Below are 14,805 nucleotides of genomic sequence, written 5' to 3' on the forward strand. Positions count from 1 at the left end.
AATGTCGTATGCGGTCAACAATCATAGTCACGGACGCGAACTGATCGCCTTCAGGATCGGCGATCAGGAGTTCTGCGTGAACATCATGTCGGTCCGGGAGATCCGTGGCTGGACGCCCGCGACGTCGATGCCGCATGCCCCCTCCTACGTGCTCGGCATCATCAACCTGCGCGGCGCCGTGCTGCCGATCGTCGATCTGTCGCTGCGGCTCGGCATGAAGCCGGCCGAGCCGACGGTGCGCCACGTCATCATCGTCGCCCAGGTGGGGCCGAAAGTGGTGGGCCTGCTGGTTGATGCGGTGTCCGACATCCTGACCGTGACCGACGACAACATGCAGCCGACGCCCGACATCGCCAACGAGGCGGCCAAGGCCTATGCGCGCGGTATCTTCGCCCTCGAAGGGCGGATGATCTGCAATATCGAACTCGATGCCCTGTTCCCGCATTCCGAAAGCGAAGCTGCATGACCCATCCGGCCTTCGATACCAGACAGTCTCCGGACGAGTGCCTTGCCAGCGGCGAATACCCGCTGACCCGCAGGGACCTGTCCGAGATTGCGGCCATGATCTATGCGGATGCCGGCATCTATCTCAACGAGACCAAGGCCTCGCTGGTCTATTCGCGCCTGTCGAAGCATATCCGCCAGCTCGGCCTGAAGGGTTTTCGCGAATACTGCGCGCTCGTCTCCTCGCCGGCCGGTGCAGGCCCGCGCAAGGAGATGCTGTCGCATCTTACGACGAACTTCACGCGCTTCTTCCGCGAGAACCATCACTTCGACCATCTGAAAAGCGACGTCCTGCCGGAGCTTCTGGCGCGGGCCCGCAACGGCGGTCGCGTGCGCATCTGGTCGGCCGCCTGTTCGGACGGGCAGGAGCCCTATTCGATCGCGCTCACCGTTCTCTCGATGATGCCGAACGCGGCGGACTATGACTTCCGCATTCTCGCGACGGATATCGACCCGAAGATCCTGGCGATCGCCCGCGCCGGCGCCTATGACGCCAATGCGCTGGAAACCGTCAATCCGGCGATGCGCAAGCAGTTCTTCCGCGAAGTCGATGCCGGCGGCGGCCGCCAGAAGTGGCAGGTCGACGACCGGGTGAAGAAGCTCATCACCTACAACGAATTGAACCTGATGGCCCAGTGGCCGTTCAAGGGGCCGTTCGACGTCATCTTCTGCCGCAACGTCGTCATCTATTTCGACGAGCCGACGCAGATGAAGATCTGGTCGCGCTTCGCCGGCATGCTCGGCGACAACGGCCATCTCTATATCGGCCATTCCGAGCGCGTCTCCGGCGAGGCGAAGAACCAGTTCGACAATATCGGCATCACGACCTACCGCTACACCGGCAAGTATAGGAGGGGCGCATAATGGCACCAGCGCGCGTACTCGTCGTCGACGATTCTCCGACCATGCGCGGTCTCATCACGGCCGTGCTCAATTCCGATCCCGACGTCAACGTCATCGGCCAGGCCGGCGACGCCATGGAAGCCCGCAACGCGATCAAGCAACTCAATCCAGACGTCGTGACGCTGGATATCGAGATGCCGAACATGAACGGGCTCGAATTCCTCGACAAGATCATGAAGCTCCGGCCCATGCCGGTCATCATGGTCTCGACGCTCACCCATCGCGGCGCCGAGGCATCGCTGATGGCGCTGGAAATCGGCGCCTTCGATTGCGTCGGCAAGCCGCAGCCGGGGGACGCCCGCCCGTTCGGCGACCTCGCCGAAAAGGTGAAGGCCGCCGCCCGTTCGCAGCGCCGCTTCCACGCCGAACCGCCGCCGCTGGCGCCGACCTCGGCCAACGTCAATCCGGCCGCCGCCTACCGGCCCGGCCGCCGTGTCGTCGCCATCGGCTCGTCGACGGGCGGCGTCGAGGCGCTGATCGCGGTCTTGCAGAAATTCCCGGTCAACTGCCCGCCGACCGTCATCACGCAGCATATGCCGCCGACCTTCACCAAGAGCTTTGCCGAGCGGTTGAACCGCCTCTGCGCGCCCGTGGTGCAGGAGGCGACCGACGGTGCGCGGCTCGAGATCGGCAAGATCTATCTGGCGCCGGGAGGTGACCGCCATCTCCAGATCGCCAATCCGCATGCGCCATGCTGCCGGTTGATCGAGCGCGATCCGGTCAACGGCCATCGTCCTTCGGTGGATGTGCTGTTCGATTCGGTGGCCGAGCTTGCCGGCCGCAACGCCGTCGGTGTCATCCTGACCGGCATGGGCCGGGACGGGGCGAGCGGCCTTCTGAAAATGCGCCATGCAGGGGCGCGGACCATCGGTCAGAACGAAAAAACCTGCGTCGTCTATGGAATGCCGAGAGTGGCTTTCGAATTGGGTGCAGTCGAACACCAGTTTCCACTTTCCTCCATCGGGGAGGAAATCTTGAAGATCACTGCCGCCCGCAGAGAAGGGAGCGAATAATGTCTATCGCTGAAAAAATCAAAGTCCTCATCGTCGATGATCAGGTGACCAGTCGCCTGTTGCTGGGTGATGCCCTGCAACAGCTCGGCTTCAAGCAGATCACGGCAGCCGGTGACGGTGCGCAGGGCATGGCCATCATGTCCCAGCAGCCGCACCATCTTGTCATCTCCGACTTCAACATGCCGAAGATGGACGGGATCGAATTCCTCCAGGCGGTGCGGTCGAACCCCAACACCAAGAAGGCGGCCTTCATCATCCTCACCGCGCAGGGCGACCGTGCGCTGGTGCAGAAGGCGGCAGCCCTCGGTGCCAACAACGTTCTCGCCAAGCCGTTCACCATCGAGAAGATGAAGGCGGCCATCGAAGCCGTGTTCGGGGCATTGAAATGATAACAGACGCCGGGACGCGCCGCGTCCATGTCATTCAGGGCGAATATAAGGTCATCAACGACCCGAATGTGGTGCTCACCACCATTCTCGGATCTTGCGTGGCCGCCTGCATGCGCGACCCGGTCATTGGCGTCGGCGGCATGAACCACTTCCTGCTGCCGGGCTCCGCGGAGGCCTTGGCCTCGGGCGGCGACGCCACGCGCTACGGCGTGCATCTGATGGAACTTCTGATCAACGGCCTCCTGAAGCAGGGCGCGCGGCGCGACCGGCTGGAGGCCAAGATCTTCGGCGGCGCACGCACCATCGCCCGCTTCTCCAATGTCGGCGAGCAGAATGCTTTGTTCGCCCGCCAGTTCCTGATGGACGAGGGCATCAAGGTCATGGGCGAAAGCACGGGCGGCGAGCACGGGCGCAAGCTGGAATATTGGCCGTCGAGCGGCCGGGCCCGTCAATATGCGCTGACGGGCGTCGAAACGCAGAAGACGGTGGCGCTGGAACAGCGGCCGGTCCCCGTCGCAAAGCCCGTCGAAAGCTCGATCGAATTCTTCTGAGCGGCGGTTTCGCCGCCGGACGGACATGTACGAACAGTATTGCGTTGCCGGTCCCATCATCCGCCGGCTCGTACAAAAAAGGGTCACCCATGCAAGCCGAGTATCTGAGTGCCGCAAATGCCATGGAGGAAGCCCTTCCGGATGTGCTGATGCGCATCGTGTCCGAACTGCACGATGTCGCCTATCTCATCGAGCGCATCGAGCCGCAGCTGGCCGCCATCCATGGCGATGTGCCCGAACATGCCTTCGAGCGCATGATGGTTCTGCAGGGCATCGACCTTGCCGTCCAGAAGACGCGCGGGCTTGCCGAGTTCATCGACACGATCACCGCCAGCATTCCCGACAGCTGCATCGTCGATATCACGACGGCGCTGAACCTGGTGAAGCTTGCCGACATGCAGAAGGCGCTGAGCAACGGCATGCGCCACGGCCATTCGCAGCCGCTCGGCAAGGCCGCGGGTGATTTCGAAGCCTTCTGATTGATCTGGAACGATATTCTTTACCAAGACGGCGCCCTTGCGGCGCCGTCTTTCGTTTGAGCGCCCGCTCCGCACGCGCGGCTACGCCATGCTCGCGCAAGTTTCGCCGTCTAGTCTCCAGGCCGGATCAGTTAGGTCCGCGTATTCCATGGGGCAGATCGGCGCGTGCGGAAATGTGCCGGCTCCGTCCCACGAAATTGAAAATGCGTCTCGCAAGCACCGGCATGTTAGCCAGGTGGCAAGACGCCAAGTCCGTGCGGGAACAGAATGAATCTGTTGGAACAGTTGACGAAAGTCTACAAGAACCTGGCTTCGCTGGGGCAGGCGAAGCTTGCGATGCTGGCCGGCGCCGCCATCCTTTCGGTCGGCCTTGTGCTCGCCGCCGGGATCATGGTGAACAAGCCCTCCTACGAGACGCTCTATGTCGGACTGGAAAAGTCCGACATGAACCAGATCAGCCTGGCGCTCGCTGAAGCCAATATCGATTTCAACACCGGAACCGCAGGCGACAGCATCGAAGTGCCCGTCGGCCAGACCGGCAAGGCACGGCTCTATCTCGCCGAACGCGGCCTGCCGAGCAGCGCGAATGCCGGCTACGAGCTCTTCGACAAGGTCGGCTCTCTCGGCCTCACCTCCTTTATGCAGGAAGTGACGCGTGTGCGTGCCCTTGAAGGTGAAATCGCCCGCACCATCCAGCAGATTTCCGGCATCGCCGCCGCCCGCGTCCATATCGTGATGCCGGAGCGCGGCAATTTCCGCAAAGCCGAACAGGTGCCGACGGCCTCCGTCATGATCCGCGCGAGCGCGCAGGCCGGCCGTGAGTCGGCCGCCGCCATCCGTCACCTCGTCGCCGCCTCCGTGCCGGGCCTGGAAGTGGACGGCGTGACCATCCTCGATTCCGCCGGCCAGCTTCTCGCCTCCGGCGACGACGACGAGAACGGCGCGGTAAACCGCTCGCTGACCGCCGTCCAGACCATCCAAAGCGAAGTCGAGCGCAATATCGAGAAGGCGCTCGCGCCCTTCCTCGGCATGGACAATTTCCGCGCCAGCGTTACCGCCTCGCTCAACACCGACTCCCAGCAGATCCAGGAAACCGTCTACGATCCGGAATCGCGCGTCGAGCGCTCGGTCCGCGTGACGCGGGAAACGCAGAAGTCGCAGCAGCAGGCCGACAACAAGGCCGCGACCGTCGAGCAGAACATTCCGCAGGGCGGCCCGCAGGGCAAGGCCGATGGCCAGAAGTCCAGCGACGAGGCCGACAAGAAGGAAGAGCAGACCAATTACGAGATCAACAGCAAGACCGTCGCCACCACGCGCAACGGCTTTGCGGTCGAAAAGCTCTCCGTTGCCGTCGTCGTCAATCGCGCCCGCATCGCAGCTATGGTCGGCGAACCGGCCGACCAGGCGAAGGTCGACGCCTACATCGCCGACATGCAGAAGATCGTCTCCTCGGCGGCCGGCCTCAACACCGAGCGCGGTGACGTCGTTACGATCAATGCGATGGAATTCCTCGATCACCAACTGCTCAACGAGGCTGTGCCGGGCCCGGGCGTCATGGAAACCCTGACGCGCAACCTCGGTGGCATCATCAATGCGCTCGCCTTCCTCGGCGTGGCCGTGGTCGTGGTCTGGTTCGGTCTTCGCCCGGCGGTCCGGTCGGTCACCGGCGGTGGCGCTGCGGCGGGCAATGCGCTGGAAAGCGATGCAGCCGGTCTCGAACTGCCCGACTTCTCCCCGGCAACGGGCGGCATGGGCGGCCCCGGTGCGACGCTCATGGACGGCTTCGGCGCGGACTTCGGCTTCGACAGCACGGACGACCTGCTCAATGCCGGCGACGAAGGCGACGGTGCCTTCAACCGTCGCGTCAAGGAAGGCCCGGAGCGCCGCCTCAGCCGCATGGTCGAGATCAGCGAAGAACGCGCTGCCAAGATCCTGCGCAAGTGGTCCATCGAGAAGGAAGCCGCCTGAGGGCTTTCCAGAAAAGACGAATGAAGACGCGGCCGGAGACGGTCGCGTCTTTTGTTTGAGGATTTGGTGCTTCGCAGTTTTTGAAACCGATGTCGCTTTTCGGCAACGCTGATCCTGCCCATTGAAGCAATTTTTTCGCCCTTGGACTCCTGTTGCGGTTGAAGGGGAATCGATAAGACTGGCCGCGAAAAATATTTTTCGGCCCGGCCGGTTGTGAAAGCCTGCATCGTACTGCAATCCAGAATCGAATGAACGCCGGCTTTTTCCGGCGAGCATGATGAAGTCTTTCAAATATTGCATAGTTAACAATATCTTAAACGATCCGCCGCCGACGGATCCGCTCTCTGCCGGCAAGGCAAATCACCTGAAGCTTGGCGACTCATAGAAGCCTTCAAAAGTAAATCCCGAGAAGAGGGCGGTGGTTTTTAGCGGTGGTCGATGTACACTTTAGTCACTGATTCGCTTGGTGATTCTTGCTGATGCGGCCTGATCGGGGGGAGTTCGGACGGTTCCGGATTTCAGACGGGAAGGAGGCAGGAATTTTCCGTTCGGAATCGGAACAGGGGGCTATCATGGAAACAATCCGGTCGGATGTCGCGGCCTGGGAATCCTATGGATTCTCCGCCGAGTCTGGTGAGCGTAAGAGTGCGCGTGAGCTTCTGGTTCAACATCTCGGGCGCTGCGCCAATCGCGCCGGCCTGTCCCAAGGATTGCGGGCGCTGACCGATTACGTCAGTGCCTCCCACTATCTTCTCGTTCGTCACGACGTGTCACCCGAAGCCGGGCTGGAGGCCGTCGTCGCTTCGGACTGGCCCTTCGACATGGTGCGCACCATTGCCGGTGCCATCGTTGCCGGCCAGTCGCGCATGAGCGAACTGGACAAGTGCCTGAACCTTCTCAAACCCTGCTTTGCCCATCTGAGCGACGAGATCGCGGTGCCCTCGGGCGTCAGCCGCGAATATTGCGCCATCGCCTTCCATGTCGGGCGGGTGCGCATGTCGCTCGTGCTGCTCTTCCCTGAGCATTTCATCCTCTCGCAGAGCAAGCTGCGCGATGTCGGCGTCGTGACCGGCTATTTCGCCAGCGTCTGCTGCCAGGGCGCGATCCTCAAGCAGGATCGCGAGATGGACCTGACGGACCGCGAGATCGAGTGCCTCTACTGGATCGCCGAAGGCAAGACGAGCGACGAGATCGCCGTCATCCTCGGCATATCCCGCAACACGATCAACAATTACATCACCAGCGTGATGCGCAAGACCGCGACGAAGACGCGGTCCGAAGCGATCGCCTGGGCCGTTCGCAACAGCCTGGTCTGAGGAGAACCGCCATGGGTATCCAGCTTTCCGCCCCCGCTGCCCTGGAGACGGAAATCCGGCTCGCGCGACCGCCGAAAGCGGCGCGTGCATCCGATTTCGTTTCCCGCTTGCAGGTCATGCAGACCATTCTCGGCGCCGAACATTTCGCGGTGCTGCGGGTCGCAGGCCACGGCCTGCCTTCGGCCCGTAGGCTGGCGCTGTCGCTGCACAACTGGGCGAACGATGTCGATGGCAATGCGCGCGCGCTGATCGAGGCCTATGGCCCGACGATGCTCGCCCATCTCGAAGCCTCCATGCTGCCGCTGATCTGGGAGGGTGCGGGCGACAACCAGTTCGTCGAGCCCGGCGCGGAACCCTTCACGGTGCGTCTTCCGGCGCGGCTCCTGTCCTGGTCTGGCATTGCCTTCCCGGTGCGTCTGGGCGCCCATGGCAACGGCTATGTCGTCTTCACCGGCGCCTTCATCGCGCCCTCGAGCGACCTCGTCGTCGATATGCATATGAAGAGCTGCCAGATCCTGATCGACATGCTGGCGGTCGACGAGAAGAAGCTGCTGCCGTCCGAGGCGCTGAGCGAACGCGAGATCGCCTGCCTCCAGATGGCCGGCGACGGCTGCATCTCCGAAGCCATCGCGGAAAAGATGGGCCTTTCCGTGCATACGGTGAATGCCTATCTCGGCACGGCAACGACCAAGCTCGACGCGGTCAACCGCATCCAGGCCATCGCCAAGGCCATCCGCCTCGGCTATATCACCTGACAAATGAAAACGGCCATGGACACCATGGCCGTTTCTTTTTGTGCCCGGTCGCAGGCTCAATGGGCGTGCTGCGATGCCGCGGGGCCGGATTTCACGTAACGCGATTCGGCCAGGCTCTTGCGCAGGAAAGCGGTGTTGTCGTCCGGATCGGGCGACGGGTCGTTGAAGGCGACATGGGTGACTTCCACGCCGGCCGTGTCCTTCTGCAGCAACAGCTTGGCATAGACCGTCACGCCCTGCGGGCGGATTTCCATGTCCAGCGTCACCTCCGGCTCCGTATCCCAGTCGAGGCGATAGTCGCCGCCGGCGCCGAAATTGATCGTACCGGGCAGGAAATACAGCTCCGCAGCCGAAGAGACGAGGTCGGCCAGGTTCCCGTAGCACTCGAAACGCAACAGCGAGACGAGATCGGCGGCATCGAGCAGTCTGAGCTCAGTGGCGACCGGGCAGATTGCCTCTGCGACAATCTTCTCGCGCTCGGCGGAGTAGGTGCATTTTCTCATCGGATCTAGTTTACCCGTCTGGTCTGGGGCGAAGCTGCATAAACCCGGTGAATCAGCTCTGCCACGGCTTTGTAGAACACCGGTGGAATGACACTATCCACCGAGACTTGCGCAAACATTGAGCGTGCGAGCGGCGGATCTTCGAAAACGGGAATTCCGTTCTCTTCGGCGATCTCGCGGATCTTCAGGGCGACGAGGTCCTGGCCCTTGGCGACGACGACGGGCGCATCGCCTTCCTCACGCACATAACGCAGCGCAACGGCGAAGTGAGTCGGGTTGGCGATGACGAGCGTGGCGCGCGGCACGGCGGTGATCATGCGGCGGCGCGCGCGGTCGCGCTGGATCGAGCGCATGCGGGCTTTCACGATCGGGTCGCCCTGCGACTGCTTCATTTCCTCCTTTACTTCCTGCTTCGTCATCATCAGTTCGGAGAACCAGTGATAGCGCGTCCAGGCAAAGTCGATGCCGGCGATGATTGCGGTCGCAAAGAGGATGATGATCAGGACTTTGTTGATGTCTGATGTCATCAGATAGATGAGCGTCGCCGGCTCGGAGAACATGGTGTCGAGCGATGCGAAATAGTTGCCGCGCATGGCGATCCCGACGACCAGCGAGACGATGAGGATCTTGATCAGCGACTTGCCGAATTCGACCATACCCTGCTTGCCGAACATGCGGCCGAGGCCCGCGACCGGGCTGAGACGCGACATCTGCGGGCGTATGCGTTCGAGAACCGGGCTCGGCATGTTCTGGAAGACGGAGGAGGCGATGCCGAAGATCATCATCATGGCGAGGATCGGCAGAAGCAGCGCGCCGGCCTCCCAGCCGAGATGGCGGAAGATCGCGATGACATCCGTGCCAGACTTGAGGTTCCAGGCCTCCGGCTGCTCGAAGAAATCGCGCAGCGTCTCGTTCATGCGCGCCACGCCATCAGGCAGGAAGAAGACGAGGAAGAGATAGATCGCCAGCGTCGAGGCGAAGATGGTGATCTCGCGCGAGAAGGGCGTATTGCCCTTCTCCATCGCGTCGCGGATTTTTTTCTCTGACGGGAGTTCTGTTTTGCTGTCTTTGTCTTCGTCCGACATGGCGCACCCCGGTGCCGCATAAAGCAGCAAAAAGCAAACGGCCCGACACCCCTTGCTGGAGAGTCGGGCCGCTGGATACGCTCCGCTTGCGGCGATGTCGTGTCAAGGTGGATCAGGCCGCCTGGGCTTCCTGTTCCTTCTCCTTCAACTGGATTTGTCCGGCGGCAGCCAGGCGAATGGCTTCCTGGGTGATCGAGCGGCGGGCGATCGCCACTTCGCGCGGGTTGCCGTCGCCGACGGCGAGATCCGATTCGATCATGCGGCGCTGGCGTGCACCGATCGACGACAGGATCGATTCGCGCAGTTCCATCGTGGCGCCGCGCAGGGCGGCCGTGATGATGTCGCCCGAGACGTCGTTGAACAGCGACACGCGGCTCTTCTGCGGCATGTAGAGCACATCTTCGAAGAGGAAGATCTTCGGACGGACCTTCTTGACCGATTCGGTCGAGACCGTTTCGAGCGAGGCCAGCATTTCGTCGACCTGCGACTTTTCGAGCTCGTTCATGAGGTCGGCGACCTTGTTCGAACCGACCGAATTGCGCTCGGAGTCCAGCGCATTGATCATCTCGATGATCCGCGCCTCGACGATCGCGGTCGCCTTGGGGCTCGCGTCCTTGAGGTTGACGGTTCGGTTGATGATGTCGGCGCGCTGTGCCTCGGGAATTTCTACCAGCACCTTGGCGCCGAAGGCCGAGGGCATCATGGAGAGGATATAGGCTATGGTCTGCGGGTGTTCGTTGAGGAGGAACTTCGACACGAAGACCGGGTCGGCGTCCTGCAGACGGTCCCAGATCGTCGATTCGAAGGCCTGGAAGGCGGCGCGGCGGCCGAGCAGGCCATCCACTTCGTCCGGCGTCAGGCCTTCCTCGAGGATGCCTTCCATCATCTTGGCATTGTCCATCAGGCCCGCGCCCTCGGTGAAGAGGTCCTCGAACTCGTTGACGAGGTCGATCAGTTCATGCGGCGGGATGGCGCGCAGGTTCTGCGCGGCGGCGATGATCGCCTGAAGCTCGCTTTGCGTAAAATATTTCAGCAGCTTGCCGGCCACGCCCTTGCCCATGGCAAGAAGAACGGCTGCTGCCTTCTCGACCGGCGATAGCGGCGAACCAAGCGCCGTGGACGTTCCGAAATTTTCGAAATCCATCATGGATTATCCCCCTGAACCCTTAACCGGGTGTCAGACCTTGCGTGTACTCTTCACTTCAATGAGCTTCACCCCGAAACGGGTGTCGTCGTTTTCAAGAACCGTAATTTCGCCGCGGCCGATGATGCGGCCGTTGACCATGACCTCGACGGGCTCGCCGATGCGGCGATCGAGCGCGATCGTCGCACCCTCGCTGAGGTTCATCAGGCTGGAAACCTGCATCTGGGACGAACCGAGCACGATCTGCAGATCGATCGGGATGTCCATGATGAGGTCCATGTTGGACTCCATCGCGCTGCCCGGACGCGGTGCCTCACCGAGATCGGCGGAGAAATCATTGCCACCGCCGAAGTCGTTGCCGCCGCCGAAATCCGAACCGCTGAAGCTTGCGCCACCGCCGAAATCGGAGGTCGCCGCAGCACCGCCGAAATCGGAGCTGCCGAAATCACCGCCGAAGGCCGCGAGCGGATCGTCGGTCGCCGTCAGGTCCGTACCAAGCGAGCCGGTGGCATCCTTCTGAAGAACGCCGCGCAGGTCGTCGATCGCCTGCTCCAGTTCCTGGTCGCCTGCATTGATGGAAGACATGATGTCGTCAGCGATGGGTGTTTTCTTCGGTGCCATATGACCACTATTCCATTCGAAACTTGCCTGAGGCTCGCCGCCCCGTACGCGTCATGCGTAAACTATCCGATGATGTGCTGGAGGAGGTCATCCTCCGATCCGTAGGTATCCTTGACCCTGACCGTGTAGCGCGCGCCCGAGCGCCCGAATTCGCAGACATAGAGATTGCGGCCGTTGGCGTTGACCTCGACGCGCACATCACCTGATTCGTTGAACGGGATGATGTCGCCGGCCTGCAGGCGGCTGATCGTATTGAGTGTCTGTGCCTCAAGCCGGATGCGGGCTTCGAGCGTCACCTTCGAGCGGCGGACCTGCTCGCCGAGGCGCTCGCTCCATTCGACGCGGGTCTTCGGCGCATTGGCCGGCTTCGGTGCCGAGATCGTCGACTTCAGGAGAACGCTCTGCGGAATGACGACGTGGAAGGTCGAGAGGACGGGGCCGATGCCGACAGCCATGTTGACCATCGCGACATGCTCGTTTTCCGAACCGTCCTCGGTCGGCTTGCGCGTTTCGGCATTGTGCGCATGGCTGAGGAAGGGCTCATAGCCGTTGGCGCCGCAAACGGCGGTCTTCAGCACGCTGGAGATGCGGTCGAACATCATCGCGGCGAGATCGAGCTCGATCTTGGAGAGCGGGCGCGCCTCGGGATCCTCGATGCTGTCGCTGACGGCGCCGAGCATGTTCTCGACGAGCGTGATGATCATCGGGCTGTCGCAGATCAGCGTGAAGCGATCGCACCAGTCGCGCAGCGACGCGTCGCACATCGCCATGGCGCCGCCGAGGCCTTCGACGAGCGGGCCGTATTTGCCCGTCTCGAATCCGGCATAGGAGACCGCGACCTCGAAGCCGAGTTCGCTTTCCAGCATGTCCGGCAGGAATTCGGCAAAAACGTCGCCCAGGGTGGCGCAGAGTTTTGAAATGGTCGCCGTGTCGCCGAGCTTGCCGGTGAGGCGCGCAAGCACGATCGGATCGAGGGACGGGGCTGCGGTCACGGTCGCTTCACTCATTGCTTAGGCCGCCTTCGTGTCGCCGCCGCCGCCGGGATTCATCATTTCCTGCTCGACCGCGTCGATCGACGGGCGCTCGTAGGAAGAGATGGTCTTGCGGCCGTATTCCAGCGCCACCTGCGGCACGGAACCGTTCATGTAGGCGAGCAGCGTCTGCTTGACGATGATGTAGAGGCGGTTCTGCTTCTCGCGCACGACCTTGATGTTGGTCGCGATCGGCGTGACGATCGAATAGGACAGGAAGATGCCGAGCATGGTGCCGACGAGAGCCGAACCGATGAGGCCGCCGAGAACCTCAGGCGATTCGTTGATCTTGCCCATTGCCTTGATAACCCCGAGAACGGCGGCGATGATGCCGATGGCCGGGAAGGCGTCGCCCATGGTGGAGAGAGACTGGTAGGGCTTCATCTTGTCGCGCGTGATCGTCTGGATTTCCTCGTCCATCAGCGCCTCGATCTCGTGGGAGCGGGCGTTGCCGATGATGATGAGGCGGACGTAGTCGCAGATGAAGGCCGTCAGTTCCTTGTTGGCAAGGACCGTCGGGGCCGACTGGAAGATCGGCGACTCGTCCGGATTGTCGATATGGGCTTCGATCTCGTTGCGCGACTTGGTGCGCAGGTCGCGCATCAGGCTGTAGAGTACGCCGAGCGTATCGAGATAGTGGCGCTCCTTGGGAACCTTGTGCTTGAAGGCTTCTCCCAGCGCCTTGCCGGTCTCCTTGATGACTTTCATCGTGTTGGCCACGATGAAGCCGCCGACGCCCGCGCCGCCGATGATCATGAGCTCGAACGGCTGGTTGAGCACCGCGAGATGCCCGCCCATGGCCATGAAGCCGCCCAAGACGCAGCCGACCGTAACGATTAGACCAATGATGATATTCATGAGCGCAGGGGTCCCGACACAATTCTGACCCTTCTGGAAATACGGTTCCAGCCTTGCGTGAAGCTGTACCTAACGGCTGGTTTACCGATCAGGTTCGCACAAGCAAAAGCCCGCAGGATCATGGCTCATAACGGGCGATCCGCGCCCTCTTGCACCTTGATCGGCGGGCTATCGTGACGACCACCTATACGAGCTACCAGTTGATTTCCACCGACCTCCAGACGTCGCTGAAGCGCGTTTCGGAGCAGCCGGACGTCAAGCGCGAGACGGAATATTACCTCGAAAAGATCGGCGACGTGAAATCGGTCGACGACTTCTTCGCCGACAGCCGCCTCTACAACTACGTGATGAAGGCGCACGGCCTGGAGGACATGGCCTATGCCAAAGCCTTTATGCGCAAGGTGCTGACCGAGGGCGTCGACAACAAGGATGCTTTCGCCAACCAGCTCACCGACACGCGCTATAAGGCATTGGCGGAATCGCTGAACTTCGCCCGCAACGGTGCAGTCGCCACGCTGATGGAAAGTGCCCAGAAGGGCATGGTCGACAAGTATACTCGCCAGACGCTGGAGATCAGCGCCGGTGAGGACAATACGGGTGTTCGCCTCGCGCTCTATTTCGAGCGCATGGCCCCCTCGATCACTTCGGGTTATTCGATCATCGCCGACGACGCGATCGCGCAGGTGGTGCGAACCGCGCTCCAGCTTCCCGCCGAATTCGCCGCCACCGATATCGACCGTCAGGCCGCCTATTACGAAGACGTGCTGAAACTGGACGAGTTCAAGGATCCGTCGAAGGTCGGCAAGTTCCTCGAGCGGTTCACCTCGATGTGGGAACTCGAAAACTCGACAGACAGCGCCGATTCGCTCGCCGCCTTCCAGCCGTCGGGCCTCATCGGCATTTCGACGGATCTTCTGCTTTCCATCAACAATCTGAAACTCGGAGGTCGCTGAGATGCAGACCGGGCTTTATGTATCGCTTTCGTCCCAGCTTGCGCTCGACCGCCGCCTGACGACCCTTGCCGACAACGTCGCGAACTCGACGACCGTCGGCTTCCGCGCCACGGAAGTGAAGTTCAACCAGGTCATAAGCGACCAGAAGGTCGCCGACGTCGCCTTCGTTTCGCAGGGCGATGAGTTCATCTCCCAGCGCAATGGCGGCATTACCGAGACCGGCGGTGCGCTGGACTTCGCCATCAAGGGTGACGCGTGGTTCCAGGTCGAGACGCCCTCCGGCCCGACGCTCACCCGCGACGGCCGCTTCACGCTGACCGATGCCGGCGAACTTGTGACGCTGAACGGTTATCCGGTGCTCGATGCCGGCGGCGGCCCCATCCAGATCGATGCGACGAATGGCACAATCCAGCTCAGTGCTGACGGCCAGCTCAACCAGAACGGCCGTCCGGTCGCCTCGCTCGGTCTCTTCGATGCCGATCTCTCTGGTGGCTTCACCCGCGCCGGCAACAGCGGCATAATTTCGAAAATCCCGCCGGAGCCGGTGGTCGACCGAGTGGATGCCGGCGTGGTGCAGGGCTATGTCGAAGAGTCCAACGTCAACGCCATTGGCGAGATGACGCAGCTCATCCAGGTCACGCGCGCCTTCGAAAGCATTGCCTCGCTGATGCGCGACAGCGAGGAATCGATGAACGAAGCGGTGCGCACGCTCGGCGGAAGCAAGTAAACCAT

General features: G+C 62.0%; 17 protein-coding genes. 11 read left to right on the top strand and 6 right to left on the bottom strand.

Features of this window, described 5'->3' with window-relative positions:
* Window position 1 precedes the first annotated feature (1 nt).
* The 9 genes from AC27VQ_RS05465 to visR all read left to right on the top strand — a co-directional run bounded on the left by AC27VQ_RS05465 (window position 2) and on the right by visR (window position 7,878).
* Window positions 2–466: a chemotaxis protein CheW gene (locus AC27VQ_RS05465; protein ID WP_313532812.1), complete on the top strand. Its 465-nt coding sequence runs from the start codon at window positions 2–4 to the stop codon at window positions 464–466.
* Window positions 463–1,368, top strand: coding sequence for a protein-glutamate O-methyltransferase CheR (gene cheR / locus AC27VQ_RS05470; RefSeq protein WP_313532811.1), 906 nt, complete (start codon window positions 463–465; stop codon window positions 1,366–1,368). Before AC27VQ_RS05465 ends, cheR begins: the two co-directional genes overlap by 4 nt.
* A complete protein-coding gene (cheB, locus tag AC27VQ_RS05475; RefSeq protein WP_421594365.1) occupies window positions 1,365–2,420 on the top strand; it encodes a protein-glutamate O-methylesterase CheB in 1,056 nt (351 codons plus the stop codon). Before cheR ends, cheB begins: the two co-directional genes overlap by 4 nt.
* A complete protein-coding gene (locus AC27VQ_RS05480) occupies window positions 2,420–2,809 on the top strand; it encodes a response regulator (RefSeq protein WP_298099611.1) in 390 nt (129 codons plus the stop codon). The genes cheB and AC27VQ_RS05480 overlap by 1 nt, the downstream gene beginning before the upstream one ends.
* Window positions 2,806–3,360, top strand: a complete 555-nt coding sequence (gene cheD, locus AC27VQ_RS05485; RefSeq protein ID WP_488715512.1) for a chemoreceptor glutamine deamidase CheD — start codon at window positions 2,806–2,808, stop codon at window positions 3,358–3,360. The genes AC27VQ_RS05480 and cheD overlap by 4 nt, the downstream gene beginning before the upstream one ends.
* 89 nt (window positions 3,361–3,449) lie before the next feature.
* A complete protein-coding gene (gene cheT, locus AC27VQ_RS05490; RefSeq protein ID WP_313523542.1) occupies window positions 3,450–3,839 on the top strand; it encodes a chemotaxis protein CheT in 390 nt (129 codons plus the stop codon).
* A gap of 267 nt (window positions 3,840–4,106) precedes the next feature.
* Window positions 4,107–5,807, top strand: coding sequence for a flagellar basal-body MS-ring/collar protein FliF (gene fliF, locus AC27VQ_RS05495; protein ID WP_488715513.1), 1,701 nt, complete (start codon window positions 4,107–4,109; stop codon window positions 5,805–5,807).
* Between the two features lie 572 nt (window positions 5,808–6,379).
* Window positions 6,380–7,123, top strand: a complete 744-nt coding sequence (visN, locus tag AC27VQ_RS05500) for a transcriptional regulator VisN (RefSeq protein ID WP_313523545.1) — start codon at window positions 6,380–6,382, stop codon at window positions 7,121–7,123.
* 11 nt (window positions 7,124–7,134) lie between these two features.
* Entirely contained in the window at window positions 7,135–7,878 is a 744-nt protein-coding gene (gene visR / locus AC27VQ_RS05505) for a transcriptional regulator VisR (RefSeq protein ID WP_488715514.1), read from the top strand.
* 56 nt (window positions 7,879–7,934) lie between these two features.
* Here the strand turns inward: visR and AC27VQ_RS05510 are convergent, their stop codons facing one another.
* The 6 genes from AC27VQ_RS05510 to motA form a co-directional block, all read right to left on the bottom strand.
* Window positions 7,935–8,381, bottom strand: a complete 447-nt coding sequence (locus AC27VQ_RS05510; RefSeq protein WP_313523549.1) for a hypothetical protein — start codon at window positions 8,379–8,381, stop codon at window positions 7,935–7,937.
* 5 nt (window positions 8,382–8,386) lie between these two features.
* Window positions 8,387–9,466 (bottom strand): flagellar biosynthesis protein FlhB, encoded by a 1,080-nt coding sequence (gene flhB / locus AC27VQ_RS05515; RefSeq protein ID WP_488715515.1) that lies wholly within the window; start codon window positions 9,464–9,466, stop codon window positions 8,387–8,389.
* A gap of 112 nt (window positions 9,467–9,578) precedes the next feature.
* Complete coding sequence (fliG, locus tag AC27VQ_RS05520; protein WP_313523554.1) at window positions 9,579–10,613, bottom strand: flagellar motor switch protein FliG; 1,035 nt, start codon at window positions 10,611–10,613, stop codon at window positions 9,579–9,581.
* Window positions 10,614–10,643: 30 nt separating this feature from the next.
* Window positions 10,644–11,231, bottom strand: coding sequence for a flagellar motor switch protein FliN (gene fliN / locus AC27VQ_RS05525; protein ID WP_488715516.1), 588 nt, complete (start codon window positions 11,229–11,231; stop codon window positions 10,644–10,646).
* Window positions 11,232–11,293: 62 nt separating this feature from the next.
* Entirely contained in the window at window positions 11,294–12,238 is a 945-nt protein-coding gene (locus tag AC27VQ_RS05530) for a FliM/FliN family flagellar motor switch protein (protein WP_488715517.1), read from the bottom strand.
* A 3-nt stretch (window positions 12,239–12,241) separates the two neighbouring features.
* A complete protein-coding gene (gene motA / locus AC27VQ_RS05535; protein WP_298099640.1) occupies window positions 12,242–13,120 on the bottom strand; it encodes a flagellar motor stator protein MotA in 879 nt (292 codons plus the stop codon).
* A 173-nt stretch (window positions 13,121–13,293) separates the two neighbouring features.
* Between motA and AC27VQ_RS05540 the strand changes: the two genes are divergently transcribed.
* The gene (locus AC27VQ_RS05540) at window positions 13,294–14,073 is read left to right on the top strand and encodes a DUF1217 domain-containing protein (protein ID WP_488715518.1); all 780 of its coding nucleotides are present in this window, start codon (window positions 13,294–13,296) and stop codon (window positions 14,071–14,073) included.
* A 1-nt stretch (window position 14,074) separates the two neighbouring features.
* Window positions 14,075–14,800, top strand: a complete 726-nt coding sequence (flgF, locus tag AC27VQ_RS05545) for a flagellar basal-body rod protein FlgF (protein WP_488715519.1) — start codon at window positions 14,075–14,077, stop codon at window positions 14,798–14,800.
* Window positions 14,801–14,805 lie beyond the last annotated feature (5 nt).

The organism is Shinella sp. 20P9.1.1 (genome assembly GCF_057798995.1).

Bases quoted from the DNA above. Each gene is read 5' to 3' on its own strand.
- AC27VQ_RS05465 (WP_313532812.1), top strand. From the start codon at position 2: ATGTCGTATGCGGTCAACAATCATAGTCACGGACGCGAACTGATCGCC.
- cheR (WP_313532811.1), top strand. From the start codon at position 463: ATGACCCATCCGGCCTTCGATACCAGACAGTCTCCGGACGAGTGCCTT.
- AC27VQ_RS05480 (WP_298099611.1), top strand. From the start codon at position 2,420: ATGTCTATCGCTGAAAAAATCAAAGTCCTCATCGTCGATGATCAGGTG.
- cheD (WP_488715512.1), top strand. From the start codon at position 2,806: ATGATAACAGACGCCGGGACGCGCCGCGTCCATGTCATTCAGGGCGAA.
- cheT (WP_313523542.1), top strand. From the start codon at position 3,450: ATGCAAGCCGAGTATCTGAGTGCCGCAAATGCCATGGAGGAAGCCCTT.
- fliF (WP_488715513.1), top strand. From the start codon at position 4,107: ATGAATCTGTTGGAACAGTTGACGAAAGTCTACAAGAACCTGGCTTCG.
- visN (WP_313523545.1), top strand. From the start codon at position 6,380: ATGGAAACAATCCGGTCGGATGTCGCGGCCTGGGAATCCTATGGATTC.
- visR (WP_488715514.1), top strand. From the start codon at position 7,135: ATGGGTATCCAGCTTTCCGCCCCCGCTGCCCTGGAGACGGAAATCCGG.
- AC27VQ_RS05510 (WP_313523549.1), bottom strand. From the start codon at position 8,381: ATGAGAAAATGCACCTACTCCGCCGAGCGCGAGAAGATTGTCGCAGAG.
- flhB (WP_488715515.1), bottom strand. From the start codon at position 9,466: ATGTCGGACGAAGACAAAGACAGCAAAACAGAACTCCCGTCAGAGAAA.
- fliG (WP_313523554.1), bottom strand. From the start codon at position 10,613: ATGATGGATTTCGAAAATTTCGGAACGTCCACGGCGCTTGGTTCGCCG.
- fliN (WP_488715516.1), bottom strand. From the start codon at position 11,231: ATGGCACCGAAGAAAACACCCATCGCTGACGACATCATGTCTTCCATC.
- AC27VQ_RS05530 (WP_488715517.1), bottom strand. From the start codon at position 12,238: ATGAGTGAAGCGACCGTGACCGCAGCCCCGTCCCTCGATCCGATCGTG.
- motA (WP_298099640.1), bottom strand. From the start codon at position 13,120: ATGAATATCATCATTGGTCTAATCGTTACGGTCGGCTGCGTCTTGGGC.
- flgF (WP_488715519.1), top strand. From the start codon at position 14,075: ATGCAGACCGGGCTTTATGTATCGCTTTCGTCCCAGCTTGCGCTCGAC.